Here is a 23,886-nt window from a genome sequence, read left to right as displayed (position 1 = left end):
TAATGCGAATTTTTAAAGGTTGTTAAAAATAGCGTCGCGAACTTTTGACATCTCATCAAAAGATAAGAAAAAGACCCATTTAGGACTAAACATTGATTCGCCGTGATATTCAACCGTAGAGTTTGTAAAAAGGTAGTTGTTGACAACAAGAGAGCTGTTTGTTTGCTCACCAAAGATAAAATCCTCTTTGATTTTAGCGAGATTAAAGACTCCTTTTTTCTCTGGTTTAACTCTAATATTAGCAACAAGCATATTGGGCTCATTCATACTTGCTTCTATAGCTTTAGTCATGGTTTGAAAATCAGCTTCATTAATCTCTATTAGCTTATCTGTTATAGACATGAGCTTTGTTAGGGAATTTATTGAATTTTCTTTGTAAAAGGTTACTATACCTGGTATTTCAATCATATTTTCATTAAATAAAACAACCTCCGCATTTGAACATATATCTTCAAAATTGGCTATTGTGAGAGTTCCTACACGCGTATTTATATTTTTCATTTTTTGCCTTTCATTTTTTCTCTAACCGTTCGGTCTAGTTTGCGACGACGATCAACTTTATTATTGAAGTTTTGTATTAGCTCTACAAGAGAGGAAAACTCTGTTGTAAGATCTACGTTACTCATCATTGCTTTTTGAGTATATCTGTGCTTAATAAAGATAGCATTGCTAATCATTCTATTGACGCCCATATAAAGTTCTTTGTTTGAAACAAAAGATAAAGACATTCTTCCATCGGGATCTATTTCAGAAGCTACTTGTAAAAGCTCTTTGTATTTTTTATCAAATTCTGCCTTGCGAGGATGTGAATTAAAGTCCATAGATACCGAATAATCGTTAAAAATGGTTTTTTTTGGAGTATCTCCAGCCATCTTTTTCTCCTTATTTGAAAATTAAAGTACTACTCATTTTAAAAAAACGATCAACAACAGGATTCCACTGCTCAGGGGAATTCTCTATTGATGTAAACATACTGGCTTTATATGGATCATTAGGATTTTTTAAATCAAAATTTACACATAAGCCGGTCGCCTCTTTTGACTCCAAGAATGATAACATCAAAGCAGCGTCATCATCTTCTTGGGCTGTTACCCGCTTCATAGCATCTATGAAAGTTTGGGCAAATTTGTCTCTTGTGATATATTGTTCGCTATCTATATCAAAGAAAACCTTATTCGCAACACTTATGCTGTTGCCATAAGTGCTGTAAATTGCATGTATTGTATCATACAATTTTTCTCTGTCGTGAACGCGAGAACATAACGACGCGCGCCTAACGATTAAATCGGGCATTTTGCCTATACCTTCAAGGGTGGTATCCATATTAAAATCAATATCCAATAATTCGTTGCGAATTTGCAATCCGAGCACAACATCAGGATTTACCGGATTGCCGAGTGTTTGAATATGCAATTCCGCATTATTGTTGGAAAGATAAGGAAAGACGCTTTTTTCAAGTATCTTTATGGATGTGGCATCTGCCGCTTCAAATAGATGTTTAAAACCATCTAAACTCAAACCATGAACTTTGATTTTTGCGTCAACTCTACCAATATTTTTATCATGCCTATTGAATACATTTGATGAGAATTCTAAGGCAATATATTGGCTTTTAACAAGTTTATTGCTAACTCCGTCACTAAGACTAACGTTTTTTACATCGCATACACTTTTTGCCTGAAACAAACCTTCTCTGTATGTTTTACAAATTAAATTTGTGTCAGAACGATAATTAGGCAGTGTTTTCGTTAAGTCGGCATACAAGGGAGTTAAAAAACTCTGCATTTTTTCGTTTCTCTTTTCTATAAAAACAGATGTAAGAATAAACAAAAACAAGCAGATAATTAAAGTCCCGCCTAAGCCGAAAAGCAATTCACTTTTTATGCGCATAGTAATTTTGATTAAACTTTCTAGATTTAGTTAAATCTTCTAGAGAAGCTAATTGCGCCAACCGCTTGCTTTTTGCTCTTTGTAGCCGAGTCGTCAAAATCCTCTGTTTGATAGCCGCCATAGATATTGATGTTCATTCTTGTGCCTATTGCTATAGAAAGAGGAATGCCGCCGCCATAAGTTTTGCTGTCTAGCTTGGTATTTGATTGTTTTAAAGTGTATTTATTAAAGTTGTAATGACCGTGAATACCTATGCTTGCAAAATCGCCGATATTATAACCATAAGTGAGTTCGGCGCCATAGGTGTGCCACTGCTTCATATAAAGAGGTTTGTTTTTGTCGCCAGTTGCCGTTGTATTGTATTGGTAGCCGGCATCGATTGCAACAAAAGAATTTTCAGTTACTCTAAAACTGTCTCCAAGACCAACGCCTATACCTGCATAGCCCGCTTTAGTTTTGTTAAGATAGCCAAGATCTATATTCCATTTTAAATAAAAATCGTTGTCGGCAGATCTGTTTAATGAGTACTTATTCGTAAAAGTCATTGCATAGGTTTTTTCGCCAAGCTCGTTTTGACCGATGTATTTAACGCCAAAGGTTGGTACATATTTGCCGTAAGCTGTCGGATTAATCTCGGATAGATTTCCGATATTACCTGCAAAAACTGAAGTTGCAAGCGCCAAAGATGTTGTAAGTAGTAACAAATGCTTCTTCATAAAAACTCCTTTTGAAATAAATTTAATGTATTTGACATTCTAATTTAGCCATAGATTGGGTATTTACATATCCAAAGTCGGCAGACTTTAATATAACTACTTTTTTAGAAGGAAGCTTAACCGTTCCGCTCCACAAAAAAGTATCCGTAGGCTCGTTCGCCTCATTTAAACTATTGCACTGAATTTCAATCCTTTCATGAACGTTTTGTTCTTTGGTGTTATAAAGCTTAATATCTGCAATTAAATTGTTGTTTTGAACCATATAGCCGGCAACTTGAAGCATTATATAGTGTTTAGATTTATTGATTTTTGTGACTTGTATAGACTCTCCTATGCCACTATCATTATTTTGAATTTGCGGGGCTTTCTCAGGTTGTTGTTTAATTAATTTTTGAGTTTGCTGTTCAGCTTGTTGCTTTGTAGGTTCGTTTTTTAAAAAAGCATTAACTTGATCTGTCGTACTAGACCTATTTGTTTTAGTGGGTGAAGCGGGATTGGCGGATGATATTTTAGTTGGGCTGTCGGGATTGTTATGCACAAGCTCGATAGTTTTGTTATATTCAGCTTCCATACCCTTAGGTACCAAAATTTTTTGCATTAAAGTCTTGCTTTCGTCGATTTGCGCATATTCGCCCATACTATCTAAACTAATGTTAAGCCAACCAAACACGCTAACCAAAGAAACGACTATAAAAGTAAGAAATAGTAAAAATTTCTGCATTTATAAGCTCCTTTGGATTAGATATTCTTTTAATATCTTATAGGAATCATTAAGCTCTTGCATGTCATCTGTCGTGTCCAAATGCGGGTTCATATCCGGATGAAGTTGCTTGGCTCTGTTTTTAAAAGATGTTTTTAAAAATTCTAAATCCAAGCTATCAAGCGTTCTGTCTTGAATTTGTAAAATTCTCATAGCTTTAACATATTTTTGATTGGGAAATTTGATTGATAAAAGTTCTTCTTTGTTTGGTATATCTTGGTGTTTTTGTTTATATTTTTCAAACCCTGATTCATACATTTTATCATAGGCATTATCTATGGTGTTCCCGAACTTTTTGAAAAAGCTTAAAATACCCTCTTCCGGTTTACGTATATTAACAAGGGCATAAATTGTAAAAAATATGGTGCATACAAGTAATATTCCAAGCCCTATGAAAAAATAGGCTTGAAACATAAATAAGATTATTAGGTTGATTAGAAAAAATAAACCGATTTGTCTGGCTAAACTCATTGATTTGCCTCTCGTATCCAGTGCTTTGGCAAAACGCCACACTCAAGTCTAAAAAGGGGTGCGTGTTGTCTAATGTCGACTACAAATTCTCTCGTGCGATCACAACCCATTAAATCCCATGAGCCACGAAATGTTTGGTTGCTTTCTTTGTCTAAAACAGCAACAATTTTTCCAACCACTCTGTTTGTTCCCGGAGTCAACATAAGAAAGCCGACTAATATATCATCATTAGAAGTTTTTGTCATAAAGTTAGTTAGATCCGGATTGTATCGATAATTCCACAAATCAGGCGTTGCTCTAATTACAACGGTAGGTATGCTGAATACATATTCTTGGTTGTTTACGTTGTTTATATTTATTTGAGGCGATATACAGCCTGCTAAGAACACAAGGGATATCAAGGCTATACAAATACAATTAAATATACGCATTTTATACCCCCTTTTATACAAATTTTATTATGAAAATTATATAATATTTATGCTTAAAATAATCTAAAACAATCGATTTTTCAGCCCATTGAGCACTTAAAGAGCGATTTATTAAAAATCGCCCTAAATTAAAAATATCAAGGATTTGTGCCTGGAGCAGGAGATGGAGCCGGTGGTGAAACAGGAGCCTCTGAGTTGTACAAAGTAGGATCTTTAACACCACTTTCCAAAGCTTGCTTAGAAAGCTCGTTCCAGAAATTAGAGAAATCGTCCATTGACAAGTCTTGACCTATAGTGCTTTGTAAGTAATACATAAATTCCTCTAAATTAACACACTTATTTTTGAACTGATAAGAACCCTTCATATCTTTTTGTACGTTACTTTCGCTAGCTCCATCAAACCCGCTGTTTTTTTCAGAAGCACTGCATTGTCTAAGAGATACAAAATTTAAATCTCTTAATGTAATGCCGGTGCAGTGCCCATATCCTCTGCCCAGTTGAGCTTTTAACTGAACCACTAAAACTTTAGTAAGGATTTGATCGTAGCAGCAATAATATTCTCCCGTCAAAGAGCATTTTTTACCAAACATACTTAAAAAGAAGTCTTTTTGCGCACATTCTTGCTTTATATGATGACATAGGTTAAATTGTAATGATTTATATGTTTTAAATTGTCTTACTCCTTGCTGCTGAGCATCTTCTTTGTTATTGCAGGCATCTATTTTTTGATAAGAAGTGGCAATTTGCATCGCAAGCTTTAAAACTGCCGCTATGATAGCTCCGTAAGGTCCAAGATATCCCATCGTATTAAGAATTGAGAGCATAGCTCCAAAACCCATACGAGTATATTGAGTTCCTTTTTGCCCTCCACCCGAAGATGATCCCGGTGAGCCGGTATTGTAGCTTGGAACGGTTCCGGTTGCACTTGCTATACAACTAGCACCTTTAGCTAGCGTCATTGCACTACTAAGAGCAAATTGCATATTTTTCATTTGCTCCATCATCTCTTTTTGTTTTTCGGCACTCTCTTTGGCTGCTTCAGCCATACCCGGAATTTCGTGGCTAGATCTAAATCTAAATGTTACAATTCCGTTCTCTTCTTTGAGCTTTTCTATATAATCATAAGGATTAACATCCTTATTTCCTTTTTTAAATTTCTCTATAACCTCATAAAATTGGGTGCTATCCATTGTCATAACATCTTCGGAATTAGCATGAGATGCTCCTATGGTTCCGTCATCATGACAAACTTCATCAACAGGATCACAACCAAGTCCACCTGAATTTTTATCATCATGCAAATAGTCGTATGTGTTACTTAGCATGCCTGCGGCAGCACCGACTAAACATCTACCCAAACCATTTGCGACCTCTTTACTAACCCACTCGCTAGTAAGCCTACCTGCTGCACCTCCCATAGAATTAAAGGCGTTATTCATGCCTTGACCCATGGCGGTATCAGCCATAAAGCCTCGTCCTATTACTTGAGGCGTATACGTAGGGACTGTTTCTGTAATAACTTTCGTTCCACTTTCTGTAATAACTTCCGTAGTAATTGTCGTGGTTCCTGTTTGAACCTGCTCAACGGTTCCTTGCGCTGTAGCATCCATTAAAAAGCTGAGGGCGAACATACCCCAAAACATTGGGTCCTTTGCCCAATTAAAATCGGCTTTTGTGCCGTGTTCGCAATATCCATGCCAGCCACTCCAAATATGACCTATCTGATCATAACCACCCAAAGCAGCCAGCAAAGAGCCTATACTATCTCCAAAGTTAGCCGTTTCGTAAGTATTGTAGTCTTCTATAGTAAGGTCATGCTTTGTTCTGCGCTCTTCCCATTGAATGCATTTACCTTGTTCTGTTTTTGTGGTCTCACATTCCCTTACATAGTCCTTGCGAGTTAAAACAGATTTTCCTGAGCTATCTCCTATGGGGAAAAATTCGCTAACCTCAGGCTTGCTACAAACTTTTTTATTATTTCCTAAAGTGCTGCCTACAGATGGAATATCTACAGAGCGCCCAAGCTCTGTTACCGCAGATGTGACACTTGTCATAAATGGGCTATTGTCATTTGCACTTGCAGCTGCCCAAGAAAAAGACGGAGTCATAAAGCCTAAAAATATCGCTACCGATAAAACAGAATTAAAAAGCTGCTTTTTCATCTTTGTGCTATTACCTACCATCTGTCACCTCTACGTATTGTTCCTCTTCACATCCCGTAAAATCTTTAAAGCATCTATATCTTCTTTCTTCGTCCATATCCAAAGAAACCAGCCAAACTCTATTGGCAAACGGCATAGGAAGCTCTAATTTATGTAAGAAACCTCTATCCATATTATCAGGAATAACCTCTATCCACATCATAGAATTTTTAAAGACGTTTTTATCGTTTGCATGAGAGCAATCAAGATTTTCAGCCGTTCTTTGGGTTTCCCAGAATGTTCCGGTAACACCACCACCCCACTCTACGGCTCTATCTGAGCGACAAGGAGTGTCTACTCCATATCGAATGTCCATTGTATTGCCAAAAAGAACTTGAGCGGACGGAAATAGCGTGTTTTTCTTTGTAACAAACATGTCTTTGTGAACTTTAAATACTGCCAAATCCCTATTCAGTCTATCTCTTGCTACAACAGTATAGTTTCCTTTGTAAGGGACCACAACCATTAAGGTATTAACTCCGCCGATATAGAGGTTTGACATCTCTTTTCTGATTTTATTTATGGCTCCATAGCCGGTTACGTCTTCAAGAGGCACCCTGACCATGACCTTTTGTCCAACTCTAATATTGTCATCACCCTCTTCAAAGCCTGTTAACTCATTAGGGATGTGAGAGTTTGGAGTATGATATCCAGCCCATCCGTCGTTTGTTTTTGTGCAAAACGGCTTCCAGCGTTTACATTTTGGGTAGTTACTGCCCCAATTGCCCAGCTCCCAAGGATGATCCGGAACTTCTTGTCTTGGTATACCTACATTCTCAAGCATTAGATACTTCAAAGCGGTGTGAACGTTTTTAACAAATTTCTTTGCGTCACCCGGTTTTCTATCAGGCATCATAAGATGTAAGTGCCCGTACCATTTATCAACAAATTCGGGCTCTCCCGGTTTTTCATGATCATATCTTGTTTCATACTTGCCCGGATCGTAGAATTTATGAGGTATGCCCTTCCAGAGCCTATACCAAGTCTCTTGAGAGTCAAATTTTCTAGGCTTTGTAAATAAAACCAGAATGAGATAACCCAAGATATTTACCGCTGCAAATGTCCACGCAGAGCCTATATAGTATGAAGCGGTAGCTACGGCACCACTGGCTATAACTACTGCCGTAGACGGCTTCTTAGCTCTCTTCCACCAGTGATGTATATCAACCTTATAGTTTAGTAAGTCGGTAATCTTCGTCATCTTTTTTTCATTACCGGAAACTTGCTTTAACGTGCCGGCTCCGTGTTTGATCTCGGTAAGGTTTATCTTGGCTGGATATGTGTTATAGTTTGAATACCAGCCCCAACCACCACGTATATACTCTTCTATAAAAATGGCACTTTGCAAGCCGTTTTGAAGAAGCGTAGGTATGCTTACGGGGGTCATAGGGCGAGGTATAACATCTCTTGCCGTTATGTCCGGGATTCCGGTAGATGTATTAGTGATGGTATCTTCCGACGGATAAAATTCTTCCAATGCGTCATTTTGAGCGTCTGCATCACCATTCCAGTTGATGCATTTTCCACCGCTAAAACTATATCCACCACCAAGGCAAATACCGTAATCAGCACAAGATTTTTTATCAGTGGCTAGTGTATTTGTAAATCTTAAACTGCCTCCGTCAAACACGCTAGCATCTCTTACAAAAGATGGTAGATTAATGTAAAAAGTCCACGTTCTATATCTTGAGTCGCAAGAAGAGCCGCTTACGCTGTTACCCAGTTGATTTTGGCTTAAAATATCGGCTCCGCTTCCTTCGCATGGCAAGCGTCCCCATCTTTCTCTAAATTTCTTTAGTTCCTCTTCATTATCAAGCACCCACTTAGGAGGATCTGGAACGGTCTCAGGAAGATCAAACAAAAGTCTTTGTCCTTGTATTCTTGCATTGCCGGGCAGAGAGCTCTCTTGATCGTTTGGCAAATCTAAAAATAAACCGGATAGGGAACCTATAAGAGAATTCATAGGTCCGCATACTCCATCATTAAAACGCTTCTTTTGCTCTTTTTCTGCGGGATATTTAGGCTTAACTGCTATTTCCAAGGGCTTTGATTGTAAGGCTGCTTTAACGACGTATGAATAAGATCCTATATCCGAGCCGATAACCTGAGTTGTGCCGTCAAGATTTTCTTGAGTTACTTTGCTTTGGAAAAACCCCATAGGAGTAATTCTTACAGCCATAGTTTGTTTGATTTGTGATTCGGCAACTTCATCAAGCCTAATGCATTTTGGATTGTCTTGATATATGTCTTTGTCGGTAATGGCTAAATTTACAACATGATCCGTATAACCTCTTTCTTCAGAGCACTTTTCTACGCCCTTTTCTTTTTTTGTTATAACTTCATATTTTAGACATTTGCGATCTACTTTTTCTTGGATGTTAACATCAAATTCAAGTACTTGTCCGTCAGGGCATTTACCAAATAGCTTTTGCACTTCGCCCGTTGGACTTATACGCGGAGGAATATCTCTTCCACCATAAATTTTAATGCATTTAAATTGCTTAAAGCATTGCTCCCATTTTGTGTTATCAGAGCCTGATTCATAAACGCACTGTTTTAAAGCATCGCATTGAGAGCCGGGGCATTCTTTTGGATACACGATAACTTGTGCACTTTCGGTACAAAATGTATTTGCAATAGGAGATGGAGGGCAATCAAATTCCTTCGTTACAATATCTACTTTAGTGCCTTGTTCCCTAATTTTACCATCAATTAAAATTTCACCTTTTACATACTCCTTGCCAACGGTGTCGCTTTTAACGGGACGGCATGCATTTTTAATATATCCATTACACTCGCTTACAAAGCATATCGGTTGTCTAGGGTTTTCATAGCACTCTTCGGCTATTGTTCTGCTGTAATATTCGGTGCATTGAGCTCTTCTTGAAGATTTGTTTGCATTGTGTTTTTGAGCTTCCGCTTGATCGTAATGTGTACAAATAGCAAGGGATATGGGAACGTCGGCTTGATTTATACGATTTAGCATATTAACATCATAAAGGGTTTGTTTTATGCCGTCATAATCTCTAATAATTTTCCACCAAGAAGCGCAGATTTTAACAGGCTTATAGTAGTCATCTGAGTCAAATTCAATGAGGCAGGCGGCTGTTTCATTGCCCGTAGCTGCAACAAAATTTCCGAAGCTATCAATCATAATATGCTTTTGTCCGTTTTGACACATCGGCTTATTTTTTTTGCCCCAGTTAAAGTAATCTTGTTTTCTGTCGTCGGTAGATTTATAAAAATCTTTATCTTGGCAACTCTCTCTATATATACCGGTCCAAGCATTACCTAAAGTATTACCGTTAATCTTTTTGTTTGTAAAAGTAGATGCAACAAATCCGCTTTCGGAGTCTGAGCTAACAATAACAGGGTTTCCTCCTAGTTTTTTGGCTAGAGTTTTGCATCCCTGATAGCTCATTTTATCCTTTGTTAAGGCATATATATGTCCGTTATGTTTAGAAGAAATGCTAAGAACTGCATCATAATCCGCACGAGTAACGCCGGGCTGTTCGATAAACTTACAATTTTTTTCATTTACATCAGCAAGTCCATATCCAACAAAAATTTTTTTACCAATATGCTTAGAAATATCCATATTGGATATAAGATTAACAGCCTCTCTTTGAAAAAAATCACTTACGCCAACAGTCGCTAAATCTGATGGTTTAGAGCTTTTTGTTATATCTGTAATGGTGTCTTTTGTTCTTTTATGCTCTTTTATCACATCAGTTCCGGCTGCCGCAAAAACTTGTTGTGATATAAGAGCTACGCCTACAATCAAAGACGTTATACGCTTTAAAATCATGTAATACCCCCGATCTCCACAATCTTGGTTTTTATTTTTTTATACAAAATCCATTATTATCTTCTTTTGTTCCTTCAGGACACATTTTAACTTCACAATGTACTCCATCAGGAGCTAATATGCCCTTATTGCAAACATATTTATAATTTTGCCCACCTATTCTAGTGAAAGGACCGTCTTTAAAATTAGGTTGGTATGTATAACCACAAACATCAATATATGGTCTATTGGCGTCGCAAGTTTGTGCTTTACAAAAATCAGCTAATTTTTTGTTTTGTTTTTTACGAATTTCATTAAATTCATCTGCTTGTGACTTGAAGCTTTCAGGAATTATAGAGCCCTGAAATTCAACCTTAGTTTTACCCTTGCCTGCTATATCTAACTCAACTATAGGGCATTTTGCTAAGGTGCATTGTCCATTGCTGCATTTATAAGGCGAGCACATATACGTAAATGAATTTGAGTTTTTAGTTATCTTGGCAGCATGCTTAAGTCTTGTATAACTATGATCGCCTGATACTTCAAATATACAAGTGTTAGGAGCTGCGCCCAGCCTTCTATATTCAGGTTTATCTTTTACAGAGTCGTAAGAGATCTGTCTTGGAGAAAGTCCTGCTAAAATTGTGCTAGCGTTGCCGCATGTGCCGTTATGATTAACATAGATTGTTTTGCCTATATTTGGGGCGTAATCAATAGCCGTAAAGCCTTGATTCGCCATAGCATTAGGTGTTACATCTTCATATTGCCAACCATCGGCGTTTTGCTTATCGCTAAGCTCTCCTATAAAGTCTATAAAACCTATAAAGCCGTCCATATAATGATCCCAAAACTCTAAACGCCTATCGTCTGTGGGCGCTATACGAATAGCTGTAAAGCCTTCGGCTCTGTCTTTCCATCCCATGTGAGCATTCATGCGGCAAGTGCTCGTTACGGAGCCGCTTACTTGGCTATGTTCGGGATTACTTACCGAACCCGATCTTGCCTTGATTGTTTTTTGGTCTTTTTCTACATAAAAAGACTGTATTTCGTCTCCTATTTTGCCAAGTACGCCATCAAAACGACAACCGGCTACTTTAAAGCAGTGCTCAGTGCCTCTATTTGTGGTGAAACATAAGTATTCATCCTTACCTGAGATCATGCCGACGTTGCCTTTGCAACCAGCCATGCCTTTACCGTCTTCGCCACCACAAAATACATCTTCTTTTGTGCCCCAGCTTTCTGCATTAAGAGGTGAGCCTGTTATTTTATGATATTGCAACGGTTCTTTTTCGTATGTTTCATATCCACCAAAACTCACATTTCTGCGGCAGCTATCAAGCGGAGGGGTCGGACTATTGCATTGACATTCGTCATAACCGCACATGCCCTCGCAATCATTGTTAACGGCATTAGCCGTTGATTCGCCATAGCCGGCAGGGCAAGTATAATCTGAGTATGAATAGTTGATTTCACATTTCCCTTCTCCGTTTAAGAAAGCCCCCGTTGGGCAGTTAGGATGTTGTAGGCATTTTGTTCCTTCATTGTTTAGCCCCGCACCCATATCACATTCCCCTAGTCTAGCAGCTATACACATTTTTTTGTTTTCAGGAATGTCGTAGTTGTTAGGATTGTCCGCATCTGTTATACCAGGATTTCCATCTCTGCAAGCAGCCGATTCATCGACATACTCAACACAAAATTTTCCTTCAGGTAGAGCTTCTTCTTGGTATCCTGTAGGGCAAGAGACTTTTTGTGCTGGTTTTTCACAAATTTCTCCATTGAGTGTATATCCGTCAGGACAAGTAGGTTTATGGAGAGCTTTTTTGTAATATGTTTTTGCCGATCCGCGTATTGTTTCAAAACTTCCTGATATACCCTTATCCGGAGTTGTTTTTGCAATAGGAGATCCGTTTGGATTTTTATAGCAACTTACATCATCAACTCCGGGACACTCCCAAAATTTGCGAGAGCAGTTATCTAGAGGCACGTTAACGGGAGGGCATTTTTTTGTGACCGGGTCTATATTGTTGCCCTTGCAATCGTTGTCTTTTACTCTAGGACCGACCCACTGATTTTTGCCCCATGTATAAACCTTTTCCTCTATAATATCAATTGGGTTTTTGGTTTGAGCCGGGCATGAGTATTCAGTGTAGGTGTAGTCTTTAACACATCTATTTTTTTCTCCGGGCACTTTTCTATAGCCATCAGGGCATTGAGCTTCCATTTCAGAGAAGATAAATTTGACATAAGGAAATTGTGAGCCATTTGCTCCACAAAATGATATGTCGTAAAAATACCAACCGCCATAATTATGAGACTTCATTTCTGATGCACGAAGATATGGAACGGTACGCCTGCCGCCTTCTCTAAAATATATAACTTGACCAATGGTGGATATTGAAGTAAGGTCTTGTGGTAACTTATTTAATTGGAGTTGTATTTTTTTGTTTCGCGGAGAACAACCTCCCCCCCATGATTTAATAGTTAGAGGAATTGGTTTGTTTTCATCAATTTCATCTGGTACTTTAAATGAAGTGGAGTAGATTCCAGCCATTGGAATTGGTATTTTTTTTGGGTATTCTAAGCAGGTATAGTAACTATGTTTATTTCCGTGTTTAACGTCATATTTAAGACAAGGTATGCCAGACGGTCCCGTATGAGAACAGTTAACACCAATCCAGTTTCTTGGATTGGCTCCTATCATAATAACCGTAACTGTTCTAGTCGACGGCTCATAACCAAAAGCCGCAGACATCCAGTGGTCATTACAATATTGACCATTGCCTCCAAAAGCAGGATGGTATGCGGAAGCCTCAAGAGTTCCCTCTCTTTCACTTTCAATTCCTTTGGTTTTCCATGTTGTTTCCGAACACGTGCGTTTATTTACAGGACAAGCTTCCCCACCATCATCATCAATTCCGCATTTATGAGGTTCAAGGTTTCTCTGTTCATAAGCAGTATGATCGGCAAGAGCTTGTAGTTGTGCATTAATCAAAACAATGTCTTTTGCAAATCTTGTGGTTGATTCAACCGGAGTGTTTGTTCCATAGTCTAAAATTGTATTGTCAAGGTATCTTGATGGCGTCGCAAACCCCAAGACAGCACACATTACAATAGCCCATATAATACGCATGTAGTACCCCTCTTATGTGTATATATTTCGGCTTAATACAAGCTATAATGCATTAAGCTGCTTAAATAAAACAAGCTTAATTATTATACCAAAATTTTTATTGGCGTTAAATTTTAAAAAAATATAGTTAAGTACTGTTTTGATTGGTAGTTTTATAAAATTGATTATGCTATCGTAAACACTCTAATCAGCTCATGTATCAAGAAAAACATTGCTATATCGCCGTATCTTGAATAAACAAGTTGATTAATTGTTTGTTTTTTCATCATAGACATACCCAAAGACGAAACCCCGAATACAATTCTTGAAATTTCAACCTCTTTGTCTTCGTAGTAAATTTCGGTAAGCTGGTTGTCTTGATTGAAAAAAAATAGATTATGTCCATTGAGATGTGGAAGAATTTTTATAAAAGTTTCTTGATCTAATGGATTAAGAGATATGTCTTGCAAAGGCATCTGCTGAATTAAATTGTTATATTGATTAATCTCTTCAAGCTCGTATATTTTTTTGATTTCTGGTTTAGTGTGGCTATATGGTTGCTTAACAGTATCTTCTCTAAAAAGTTTATTTGTCGCAACATCTATCCATTTTGCTAAATTAATATCTCTTTTTAAGGCTTGTTCATAGAAGCGTAAATAAGAAAATTGATAAGGAACTATGATGTGGCAAAATATAATAAAGCCGCATATTAATAAAAACAAGCTCGACCAAAACGTTGAAATGTTGTATTCATGTGTATATTGCCACATAGAGATTATAACGGCAAGGAAGCTAATAGGATATAAAAATGCTATAAATTCGCCCCATTTTGCGTTGAAAATTGTGTGAACACTTGCGTCTATAAGATCTGCGTTTGTTGCTTTAACAGGAAGGTAATTTGTGTTGTATCCAAATTTATAAATAAGAGCATACTCCTCTTTAGCAGAGTATGCTAATATGGCTATGAGGCAGAGGATGAAGGCTAAGTACATAAAATGGCTGCCTTGTAAAATTATGAGCGCTTAGTTGACATTTGCCAAGAGACATAATTTAAATACTCTCTGTCATCGTCATCTTTACTTAACATAGCAGACCACACAACAAATACAAAGTAAAGGTATGTAAGTGTTCTAAAGCCAATTTTGTCTGTTATAGGATCTGTTATACAAAAAATAAAAACAAAACCAGCCAAAAAAGATATAAAAATACGATAAGGAGTGCCACAGTTGTTAAATATAGCTAAAATTATGTATGCTTGTATAAAACCTATAACAAACAATGTCCAATTTTGTGTAATTCCTAAATAATTATTGGCTAACAAAGCTACTTGTGATATTATTTCTGTATACATATTTACCTCCTATTTAATTTCTTCTATGAAGGTGGTTGTAAACCTCTCTTTTTTAATGTGCCTTGCTTTGGGGAATGATAATGTTGCGGCAGCTGCAAATAGAGCATAAAAAAGAGGTATCCATACTCTATTATAATAGATCTCAGAACCAACTAAATCAGCTCCACACGAAAAGGTGTAAACAAAGGCTCCACAGGCTGATGACCAAATCCTAGAAAAGTTGGATATTGCAGGCAAAAAAAGTGTTAAAATAAAAAAGAGCTGAATAAACCACACTATAAAAATAGAGCTGCCAAAGCCTAATGAAGTATTTAACATTAGCCATTGAATGCAGTAGTTTAAAACATCTGTATAAAAACCCAAGCCTACTTCCTTTCTAAAATTTTTAACATTATAATTATATAATATTAAAGCTTAAATATTTTTTAATCTAATCTATTTCCTGCCTTCAAATCGGCTATTGCCCTGTCTCCGTCAAACTCTGCTTCTATTTCGGCTTGGCTACGGGCAACTCCTATCCCCTTTCTCTCATTAAATATCCTATATCTATTAACTGGATTAAATTCATTGGTCAAAATAATAGGCGCCTCTTCTATATCTTTGACAAAGAATGATGCTGATATATCAGACTCTTTATCTGACAATAGACGATCTAAATATCCGGATTTAATTTTTTCTTCTGAAATTTTAGTTTGTTCCCTTAGGGCGTTTTGGTTTACTGTATTAATTTCTTTAATCGCTTCGCTTAAATTGTTGACATTTAACTGAGAAATATAACTAAGCTTAAAGTTTGGATCGCCATTCATGTCATTAATTAGTTGTCTAAATTTGGCTTCAATCATAGCTTGTTGTGTTATGGTTAATTCGTTATTAGCCATTAAAGCAGATATTGCAAAAGTAAAGGTGTTTAGGTCTTGGATAGATTGAAATTCCCAAGGGGATTGTATTGCAGCATCAATTATAATCTGAGTTCGTCTTTCACTAGGAGCGTTAATAAGGTCCCTTAAGTCTGGATTTAAGCTATCTCCTGCAATATTGGCTTGTTTTTCAAATATATTCTCTTGTTCTAATCTATCGTGTGTAGCACTTTTACTGTAGAGTGTTTGACTTGATAAAGCGCCTATAGATTTTTTATCAACAACCATTCCAGTTAAAAATAAAGACATAGCAAGATCTCCCAAACCATGTTCATTAATTCTTGCATTTAATGCGCTAGGCGATGGGCTCCTTAATATTTCAAGATTTTCCTTGTTAAACCTTCCTGTAATACCAATGTTCTCCTCATGAACGCTTGATATAAAAATACGCAATTCTTCTGGATTGTTATACATTGAATGAACTGCTTGCATTGTAATAGGAGCGTGTTCATCAATGTACTTTCTTTGCTTGGCTGTTAAATTTAAATAACCCTCTTCGTAGACTCTTTTAAAATCAGCCATGGATTTCTCCATACTATATACATCATCATGATACGCCATCATAGACACAGCGCCTTCTATGTGAGACAATAGCACCATATCTTGATTATTGATGTTGTCTCCCATAACATCCATAAAATTGCGCTTGAAATTAGAAGCTCCGCTACCGTGAGCATAACTTTGTGTAGCAAAATCATGCGCAGAAGATAATATAGTTGCCCCTCCAAGTGTAAATACATCTAACCCAAATTCCGCAACAGGTTTAGTATAATATCCAAATATTTTGCCAAAGCTCCCAAAAAAGCTATTTTCACCTGCAACGTCTAGATATTCTTGAGCCCTTTTTAAGCTTTTTTCTTCTTCAGGACTTAGATTGCTTTGATTTGTTGAAAGGTTTACTGTAGTATCCCACTCATCCAATTCTTCTATTCGAGTATTTTTTAATCCATAAAAATTAGCTGCATTCTCTAAACTATCGTTTGTTGTTAAATTTTTAGTCGAATTTCTTGCCAGTATCGCAAAAGCATTGTTGTCGCGCCATTGTTTTGATATACTTACCATACCATCCCAGGCATCACCCAGCTTTTTTGATACTTCTTCAACTTTATCTGCGTGATATATATAACCTACAACCAACGCTGTAGTGGCAGCAGCCATCGTTTTTCCACTTAAATTAACCCTTCCTACTTTTTTTATGAAGTCATCAGATTGTCGTAGTTCGTTAAGAAGGTGTTGAACTTCACTTTTTTTAAATAGCAGGTTTGCGGCATTGTCTGCGGAATTCATGCTTCCTAATGCACTTTGTTTTAAGATAATATCCCTAATGCCTGTCGGTCTAATTCTGTTAAGTTCCTCAGTAGTCACTTGTTGATAGAGCCGTATTTCACTAAGCTGATTTGTTAGTAAATCTTTCTCTGCTTGTAAAATCTTTAATCGTGAAACATCTTTAGTAGTCAATATTTTATTGTTTACATCATCTAGCTTCTTTGAAATATCTGTAATTTCTTCACTAAGAGCGATACTAATTCTTGTTTCATCTCCTAAATGAGATTTTATTTTAGAGGTGATGTTTTTAGTTGTGTCTTTGTAGGTATCAATATCTGATAATAATTTATCTCCTTTTGCTTCCATTAAAGCTATTTTATTTTCTGTTTTTTCTATAAATTTGGTTAAATCGTTGCCTTTTAATCCTGTTAATTTTTCTATTCTTTGTATAGTTTTTAAGTCATCTGGGGTTAAAGTTTTTTTTGCAATTCTGCTAGCCAATCCTCTTGTCGCGCTAGCAGAAAGGATTATAGGTGCAGCTAAATTAAAAAGTGTGTCATAAGCGTGCATAATACGAAAATAAGCTAGTGCATTGTCATATCCTATAACATCAATTTTTGCTTGACTACTTAACATACCCATAAGTTGGCTTTGAGATAATACATCGTGTGCACTTCCGAAATATTTTTCCATCATTGCAAAAGCCTCTGCACGGGACACTTTGCCTAGTGTGTCTATATATTGAGTTAGAAACTGTTTAGCATACATACCTCTAATTATAGGGTCTTCTCCCCTAAGTTGTATAGGGAGATTTTGGTCCATGTAAGCTAAAACATCGTCGTGCAATGCTTTATTTTGCTTAACAGTGTCATAGAATATCTTTAATCCCTCCCACTCAGAAAATGTGTCGCCTATCGACAGTTTAGCTTTGTCTTCAGGTGATATTGAGTTGCTTTCAAAAAGATGAGTTTTAACATCGCCAGCCAATTTCTCATACATTTGTGCATGAGCGCCATGAGGGCTAGTTTTAACAATACCTTCTGCATAAGATCGAATATTGCCAGCATTAATTGAATTAATCAAATCTGATGAGCTGCCAATTGCGCGAAGTTCCTGTATTATCTTTTCTTTGTTGCCATATACACTACCCATTGTTTGAGCTAATTGCATTTCAACCAAATTTGCTCTCTCTTCTTGGTTGTATAAATTTTGTACATTTTGTTGTCCTAAATAGCTGGTTAACTCTTCTATACCCTTTGTTAGTGCGAATCGGTCAATGTTTTCTTTATTTAAAGAACCGTCTTGATTCATTAAGCCCAAAGCCAAGGCGGCTTCTGTATTCAATCTAGCTTGCGCAAAACTTTGTGTTGTTGCAGCATAAATGTTTTGTGAAGATTTGGCTGCCTCATTTTGCCCAATTCCTTTTGCAGATTGCATAATTTCTGAACCTCTGGCACCAGCCGATATATCAGAAAATCCAATATGTTGATACGCTGAAAATTCACCGGTTTCTACTGCCGCCATACGTTGAGCTTGGAGTTTGTCAGCTTCTGCCATATTAATTAACTCTTGACCTCTAGCTCTTCTCTCGCTATTAATCATGCGAGAAGCCATCATCGCCTGCAAATCCTGATTAATTGTTTGCGTATCGAAATTTGACTGAGCCCTACTTGCTAATCCTTGTAGAATATTGCCGATCATCATAGCGGAGCCACGTAATACTAGCCATGTTAAAGCAGGAATAGATAGGTAAAGATAGCCGGCTACTCCAGCTACGGCAAAGGCATCATTATACACATGAAGTGCATTAGATGCGTTAATGCCATTCATGTGATATGCTTCATAAAATTTACCTATTGAGCCTTCCAAAATAAACATATTTAAAATTGCAGCCATTGGAGACCAAAGTTCAACCCAAATAATACTTTTTAGATATTGAGCTAAGACGCGAGTGCCGTAAGGCATGATAATAACCAAAAACGTAAAAGGAATGAAAGCATAAAAAATAGCTCTTAATCCCATTTGTAGTATAGGAATCATTTTTGCCATATAAAAGCCGGTGCCAACAAACTGATTTGTTTGTTGTGCGATGGATTTACCGGTAGCAAAAGATATTTCTGATGGGATATTGTATTTTTTTTCTAAAACAGTGTTCAAAAGGGCAGCATTAATCAATATATTATGCATTTGGGGAGTTGATATTGTAGCTGTCTTATCACCTGTAAAAAAAGCTAGATTATTTGGAGTTAATATCTCTTTTAAACCATTGCTACATTCTAATGAGTTTGATGTCATTAATTGATTTAAAACAGAGTTAGTATCTGCCCAAACCGCACCACAAGTTTTAATCTCTCCATTAATAGACATTAAAAAATTTTTAGGCTTAATTCCATCTACAACTGCACTACCCAAATCAACTGCCTTGTTTGATGTCGGGTTTGGATACATAGTTAAAGCTGCTTCATCACTAAAATAATCATTGAGAGTGCGCCTGATATCGCCTGTATTTTGAACTGCATATATAATAGAGTTTGTATCACTAGCGGTTTTTGAGCCGGGGGTTAAAATACAATCGTTTTTTATGGAATTCATTACAGAAGATACACTACTTGTTTTTTCGCCAAGATATTTGAAGTCTAAAGTTAAAATCCCAGCGGCTGATTGAATATAATCTACGTAATTTCCCCTCTGTTTCCCGTCTATGCTGCCAAATACGGCAGTAGCCATTTTTGTAAGGCTATGTCCGCCCTCATTTATTGTTGTAAAGATATAAGCCCACAACCAAGGAACATTGTCTACTTTAGAATGGGTTGTGGTTGGGGCTGTCTTCGCACAATATGTAGGTAAAGAGCTTGTTTTTGTGATTATAGAAACCTTATCAACGGAAAAGGTGACGGTTAGTAGAGCGAATGCAATAAAAATATAGCCCACAAAAATAGAGCCTCTTTTAAAAGGAGAGGCATCTATGTTGATGTTTAAATAGCTTAAGATCATCAAAACAAAGGCATAGAATCCGCCTAATAAAAAAGCTATTTTGATGATTTCAAGGTATGTAGCAGAGCCAAATAATGATGCAATAGTGTTGAATATGTGTTCATAAGATTGCACCATTGTTTGATTTTCTACTATAAATTCATACATACTATTTATCCTCAACTATTTTGTTGTGAATTTGCTTATGGCATTTGTGAACTTAGGATCTTTTATATAACCGGCAATTCCCATTAGGAAGTCTTTTGCTCCTCTAGAAATGTTAATAGCGGCATTGCCGAGTTGTCCACCATGTTGCAATCTAAGTACGGACACAACATCCCTCAAATCATCTCCTGTTAACGCTCTAAAGTTTTGCATTTCAGCGTAACTTTGAACAGGTCTTAAGAAGTCTTGTGCCGTTAAAGCATCATGAACGCTAATGCCATGATCTGTCATGTGTTGGTATGCATCTAAAGTAGATGCTCCCTGAGTCGATTTGAGGTAGTTTTCTACATTCTTAGAGGCATAATCATTAATATTTTTAACTCCGACGTTGTTTGCCCCACTCAAATCTCTTACTAAGGCTTGCATGCTTCTAGAAGCTGTATCGTTGTCGTTTATTCTGTTAATCTCATCAACTTTAGCCCTTAAGCTTTCTGTTAGTTGTTGTGAAGTTATATTTGGGTTTTGAATATTTAATGCCCTTCTAATATCTCCGTCTGAAATCAAATTTTCTTGTCTAGCTTGCATAGTGCCCCATCCTACAAGACCACGCCCCGTTCCGCTTAAGCTGAATGCTTCAACTGATCTTTCAGCTCCTTTCATCTCTGCAAAGCTAGTTGAAACTCCATATTTAGCCCAATCGCTGTAGCTAATTCCGCCAGCCTCCAAAATAGATACTTTTTGATCATCTGATAGCTTATTCCACATTGAGGCGTACGCTCCATGTGGTGCAGCTGCTATAAGTCCTCGGGCAAAAGCTCTGTTGTCTCCAGCTTGAATACGGCTGATCAACCCCTCGTGACCGCCAATTGCGCGAAGCTCTTGCACTAGCCTTTCTTTACTACCCAGCGTTTCGCCCATTGTTTTAGCTAGCTTCATTCCCTCTAGCTCTGCTCTTTGTTGAGGAGAATATAATTTCTGTACGTTTTGTTCGCCAAGATATTTAACGAGCTCTTCAACTCCCTTAGTACGTGCAAATTTATCTATACCAGCCATATTAAATGTTCCATCTTGATTCATCAAGCCGGCTTGAATTGCTTTTTCTCTGTTTACTCCCGCTGTAGTTAAAGCCATGGTTTTAGCGGCATCTATATTTGCCTGATTTCGTGAAGCTTCATTTTGTCCCACACCTTCAGCTGTAGAGAATATCTCCCTACCTCTAGTTCCGGCTATCGTTGCTGCATGCCCTAAGTGTGTATAAGCACTTAATTGACCCGTTTCCATTGCAGCCATTCTTTCAGCCTGCATTTTATCTAGCTCAGCCAAGTTTATTAGCTCTTGCCCTTTAGCGCGTCTTTCGGCATTAACAGCTCCTAATGCGGTAAGACTTCTCATGTCTTGATTTATAGCACGAGAGTCCATATTTTGAGCCATTCTAGCCGCAACTGCGCCTGTAATATTGCCAAGCATATAGCCGGAGCCGGTTAAAATAAGCCATGTAAGAGCCGGAACCATAGCATATAAGTAGCCTGCAACGGAAGCCATTTGAGTAGCCTCTGAAAAGACTTGTAAACTATTAGCCGGATTTAATCCCTGAACGTTGTATAAATTGCTCATTGCTTGTTGAGATTGTAAAGACAAAAACATATTTAAGATAGCTGCCGTAGGAGACCATAGCTCTATCCAAATAAGTGTTTTTAGATATTGTCCTAAATTTTTAACTCCGCCGGGAAGTAAAACAACAATAAACACAAAAGGGAAGAACGCATAAAAGATAGCTCTCATGCCCATTTGCATGTATGGTAGCATTTTTGCCATATAATAACCATTGCCAAGAGATGATGTTACAAAGTCGCCTATACTTTTGCCGGCAGCATAACTCATCTCGCCCGGAACTATTTTATTTTTGGATTCTAAAAATCTATTCATAAGTCCCGCATTAATGCCTATATTTCTTGCATAGGCTGTAACATTTGTAGTGTGTGTTTTTAAGTCATTATCACCGGTAAGGACCATCATTGAGTTGATGTCCAATTTACCGCGTAAGCTAACTTGACATTCAATTGCACCGCTTGCTTTTAAAGTGTCCAGTCCATCTTTAACGTTGGTCCATAGCTTTCCGCAAGTTAAGACCTCTCCATTAACGCTAACAAGAGCATCTTTAGGCGCTATGCCTCCGTTAAACATATATCCGGCAGGCATCATAACCTTTTTGTCCGATCTTGCAGGCAATGTTCCGCCGGGACCGGGTTTTAAATCTGTCGGCATAGGGTTTTTGTAAACGGCAAGCTCACCTTTTGTAATAAAATCATCTAAGGTTGCATACATATCACCCGTTGTCGAAAACGCATCTATTACAACGTTTCCTGCAATAGATTTAGAGGCTTGATACATAATACAATCTCTTTGTATAGAATCAAGCCCGTTCAACAGAGTATTTGTATTTTTACCGGCTACTCCGGTTGAAGTACCTCCGGCAGTTCCCATAAATCTATTATCGGCTAGCAGGTCAGGTATTCTTGTTGAAAGAAGGGATGTAATAACCGAAAGGTATGAAGCATACTCTCCGTCCCTTCCCGTTGCTATTCCGCTTTTATCTACGTTTCCGAATACAGACGTTGCCATATTGGTTGTTCCTCTACCAACTTCGTTTATAGTTGCAAAAACCCACGCTAAAGCTTCAGGAATGTTGCCTACCATGGTTGCCACGGTATCGGCAGAAGCGTTTTTATATATTCCACTATCCGCTATGCTATAGTGAGCGGTGGCAGAACTTCCGGGAGCACAAAATTCCGGCAATTTTTTTGTTTTGATATACATATTTACAGGGTTGGCGAATAATAACGTTAAAAGGGCTGTCATAATTAGTAGATATTTTGCAAATTCGCCAAGAGGAGCGGTTCCGGCTCCACCTTGATAAGTTTTTAAAACTGCAAGTGCAAAAGTGACAAAGCCACCTACCAAAACCGTAAGCTTGAGTATTTCCATATATGTGCCGGCTTGAAACATACTAGCCATAGAATTAAATATATTGTAGTATGCCTCAACCATTGTAGGAGAATCTACATAAAAGGTATATACCTTATCGTCCGCTCCTAATAGTAAAGCCGGTAGCAATCCAACCAATAAATATATATATCTCATAAGACCACCTTTATTTTCTAACTAACTCAGGATTGTTGCAAAAATCCATAATTTTTTCAGTTTGCTTTGGATTGGTGCAAGCCCTCGTAAGGAAAAATTCTGCTGTTTTTTTATTTTTTTCTACTAATGTAGTTCCGTTGTTGTCGATAAGTCCGTCTTTAAATATAAAAGCTAAAGCCATTTCGGCTGAGGCTAGACGGCGCTCCGCTAATTTCAAAAGAAGATCTAAGCCCTCTTTGTCTTTGCCTATAGTGTCAAAAAGATCGGCTAGAATAACTCCGGCTTCTAAGTCGCCGTTTTTGTATGCTTCATTTAGATAAAGCTCGGCTTTTTTCATATCGCCTATATGAAAATAAAACAAGCTTCCAAGTATTATGTTTGCCTCTTTATTGCCAAGTTCTCTTGATTGAAGTAGATATTTTTCAGCCAATGGAATGTTTTGCGGGATTGTGTCGCCAACGGAATCTGGCTCTTGAGCCCCAAAAGCGTATAAAGCGCCTAAGACTGCAAGTTGTTGAGGGTGATTAGACATTTTAATGGCTTCGATAAGTTTTTTATAAACTAAAGGCTCGGCTTCGCCTTGAAATTCTTGTATTTGAGCTTGATTTAGCTGCTTTAAACCGGCTATATCATGATTAGCTATAGAGGGGCTTATTAAAAGCCCTACTATAGATAGGATTGTGCATATTTTTTTCATTACCCGCC

Annotated in this window: 16 protein-coding genes; all 16 read right to left on the bottom strand. The window is 37.4% G+C overall.

What is annotated here, in order from left to right; translation table 11 throughout:
* Positions 1-12: 12 nt before the first annotated feature.
* A complete protein-coding gene (locus ACHJH3_RS06150) occupies positions 13-501 on the bottom strand; it encodes a hypothetical protein (RefSeq protein WP_407064036.1) in 489 nt (162 codons plus the stop codon).
* Positions 498-872, bottom strand: a complete 375-nt coding sequence (locus tag ACHJH3_RS06145) for a hypothetical protein (protein ID WP_407064035.1) — start codon at positions 870-872, stop codon at positions 498-500. The genes ACHJH3_RS06150 and ACHJH3_RS06145 overlap by 4 nt, the downstream gene beginning before the upstream one ends.
* Before the next feature lie 10 nt (positions 873-882).
* Entirely contained in the window at positions 883-1,785 is a 903-nt protein-coding gene (locus ACHJH3_RS06140; protein ID WP_407064034.1) for a hypothetical protein, read from the bottom strand.
* Between the two features lie 131 nt (positions 1,786-1,916).
* Positions 1,917-2,606, bottom strand: coding sequence for a hypothetical protein (locus tag ACHJH3_RS06135; RefSeq protein ID WP_407064033.1), 690 nt, complete (start codon positions 2,604-2,606; stop codon positions 1,917-1,919).
* Positions 2,607-2,628: 22 nt separating this feature from the next.
* Positions 2,629-3,327, bottom strand: coding sequence for a hypothetical protein (locus tag ACHJH3_RS06130; RefSeq protein WP_407064032.1), 699 nt, complete (start codon positions 3,325-3,327; stop codon positions 2,629-2,631).
* Complete coding sequence (locus ACHJH3_RS06125; RefSeq protein WP_407064031.1) at positions 3,328-3,837, bottom strand: J domain-containing protein; 510 nt, start codon at positions 3,835-3,837, stop codon at positions 3,328-3,330.
* Positions 3,834-4,268, bottom strand: coding sequence for a hypothetical protein (locus tag ACHJH3_RS06120; RefSeq protein WP_407064030.1), 435 nt, complete (start codon positions 4,266-4,268; stop codon positions 3,834-3,836). The genes ACHJH3_RS06125 and ACHJH3_RS06120 overlap by 4 nt, the downstream gene beginning before the upstream one ends.
* Before the next feature lie 137 nt (positions 4,269-4,405).
* Positions 4,406-6,451, bottom strand: coding sequence for a hypothetical protein (locus ACHJH3_RS06115; RefSeq protein ID WP_407064029.1), 2,046 nt, complete (start codon positions 6,449-6,451; stop codon positions 4,406-4,408).
* Entirely contained in the window at positions 6,441-10,277 is a 3,837-nt protein-coding gene (locus tag ACHJH3_RS06110; RefSeq protein ID WP_407064028.1) for a C-type lectin-like domain-containing protein, read from the bottom strand. The genes ACHJH3_RS06115 and ACHJH3_RS06110 overlap by 11 nt, the downstream gene beginning before the upstream one ends.
* Positions 10,278-10,308: 31 nt before the next feature.
* Positions 10,309-12,579: a hypothetical protein gene (locus ACHJH3_RS06105; protein ID WP_407064027.1), complete on the bottom strand. Its 2,271-nt coding sequence runs from the start codon at positions 12,577-12,579 to the stop codon at positions 10,309-10,311.
* A gap of 974 nt (positions 12,580-13,553) precedes the next feature.
* Positions 13,554-14,360: a hypothetical protein gene (locus ACHJH3_RS06100; protein WP_407064026.1), complete on the bottom strand. Its 807-nt coding sequence runs from the start codon at positions 14,358-14,360 to the stop codon at positions 13,554-13,556.
* Between the two features lie 20 nt (positions 14,361-14,380).
* Entirely contained in the window at positions 14,381-14,719 is a 339-nt protein-coding gene (locus ACHJH3_RS06095; RefSeq protein WP_407064025.1) for a hypothetical protein, read from the bottom strand.
* A 9-nt stretch (positions 14,720-14,728) separates the two neighbouring features.
* Entirely contained in the window at positions 14,729-15,082 is a 354-nt protein-coding gene (locus tag ACHJH3_RS06090) for a hypothetical protein (RefSeq protein WP_407064024.1), read from the bottom strand.
* A gap of 62 nt (positions 15,083-15,144) precedes the next feature.
* Positions 15,145-20,043 carry a conjugal transfer protein TraG N-terminal domain-containing protein gene (locus ACHJH3_RS06085; RefSeq protein ID WP_407064023.1) on the bottom strand — a complete coding sequence of 1,633 codons (4,899 nt, stop codon included), beginning with the start codon at positions 20,041-20,043 and terminating at the stop codon, positions 15,145-15,147.
* Positions 20,044-20,058: 15 nt separating this feature from the next.
* On the bottom strand, positions 20,059-23,181 hold the full coding sequence (locus ACHJH3_RS06080) for a conjugal transfer protein TraG N-terminal domain-containing protein (RefSeq protein WP_407064022.1): 3,123 nt from the start codon (positions 23,179-23,181) through the stop codon (positions 20,059-20,061).
* Positions 23,182-23,191: 10 nt separating this feature from the next.
* Positions 23,192-23,878: a tetratricopeptide repeat protein gene (locus ACHJH3_RS06075; RefSeq protein WP_407064021.1), complete on the bottom strand. Its 687-nt coding sequence runs from the start codon at positions 23,876-23,878 to the stop codon at positions 23,192-23,194.
* Positions 23,879-23,886 lie beyond the last annotated feature (8 nt).

Source organism: Campylobacter canis (genome assembly GCF_045504005.1).
Taxonomy (GTDB): domain Bacteria; phylum Campylobacterota; class Campylobacteria; order Campylobacterales; family Campylobacteraceae; genus Campylobacter_A; species Campylobacter_A canis.
The sequence above is the reverse complement of the archived record's forward strand: the minus strand, read 5'-3'. Positions and strand labels throughout refer to the sequence as shown.

What these genes read in the sequence shown, in the direction of transcription:
- ACHJH3_RS06150 (WP_407064036.1), bottom strand. Translation starts at nt 501, where the DNA reads ATGAAAAATATAAATACGCGTGTAGGAACTCTCACAATAGCCAATTTT.
- ACHJH3_RS06145 (WP_407064035.1), bottom strand. Translation starts at nt 872, where the DNA reads ATGGCTGGAGATACTCCAAAAAAAACCATTTTTAACGATTATTCGGTA.
- ACHJH3_RS06140 (WP_407064034.1), bottom strand. Translation starts at nt 1,785, where the DNA reads ATGCAGAGTTTTTTAACTCCCTTGTATGCCGACTTAACGAAAACACTG.
- ACHJH3_RS06135 (WP_407064033.1), bottom strand. Translation starts at nt 2,606, where the DNA reads ATGAAGAAGCATTTGTTACTACTTACAACATCTTTGGCGCTTGCAACT.
- ACHJH3_RS06130 (WP_407064032.1), bottom strand. Translation starts at nt 3,327, where the DNA reads ATGCAGAAATTTTTACTATTTCTTACTTTTATAGTCGTTTCTTTGGTT.
- ACHJH3_RS06125 (WP_407064031.1), bottom strand. Translation starts at nt 3,837, where the DNA reads ATGAGTTTAGCCAGACAAATCGGTTTATTTTTTCTAATCAACCTAATA.
- ACHJH3_RS06120 (WP_407064030.1), bottom strand. Translation starts at nt 4,268, where the DNA reads ATGCGTATATTTAATTGTATTTGTATAGCCTTGATATCCCTTGTGTTC.
- ACHJH3_RS06115 (WP_407064029.1), bottom strand. Translation starts at nt 6,451, where the DNA reads ATGGTAGGTAATAGCACAAAGATGAAAAAGCAGCTTTTTAATTCTGTT.
- ACHJH3_RS06110 (WP_407064028.1), bottom strand. Translation starts at nt 10,277, where the DNA reads ATGATTTTAAAGCGTATAACGTCTTTGATTGTAGGCGTAGCTCTTATA.
- ACHJH3_RS06105 (WP_407064027.1), bottom strand. Translation starts at nt 12,579, where the DNA reads ATGAAGTCTCATAATTATGGCGGTTGGTATTTTTACGACATATCATTT.
- ACHJH3_RS06100 (WP_407064026.1), bottom strand. Translation starts at nt 14,360, where the DNA reads ATGTACTTAGCCTTCATCCTCTGCCTCATAGCCATATTAGCATACTCT.
- ACHJH3_RS06095 (WP_407064025.1), bottom strand. Translation starts at nt 14,719, where the DNA reads ATGTATACAGAAATAATATCACAAGTAGCTTTGTTAGCCAATAATTAT.
- ACHJH3_RS06085 (WP_407064023.1), bottom strand. Translation starts at nt 20,043, where the DNA reads ATGTATGAATTTATAGTAGAAAATCAAACAATGGTGCAATCTTATGAA.
- ACHJH3_RS06080 (WP_407064022.1), bottom strand. Translation starts at nt 23,181, where the DNA reads ATGAGATATATATATTTATTGGTTGGATTGCTACCGGCTTTACTATTA.
- ACHJH3_RS06075 (WP_407064021.1), bottom strand. Translation starts at nt 23,878, where the DNA reads ATGAAAAAAATATGCACAATCCTATCTATAGTAGGGCTTTTAATAAGC.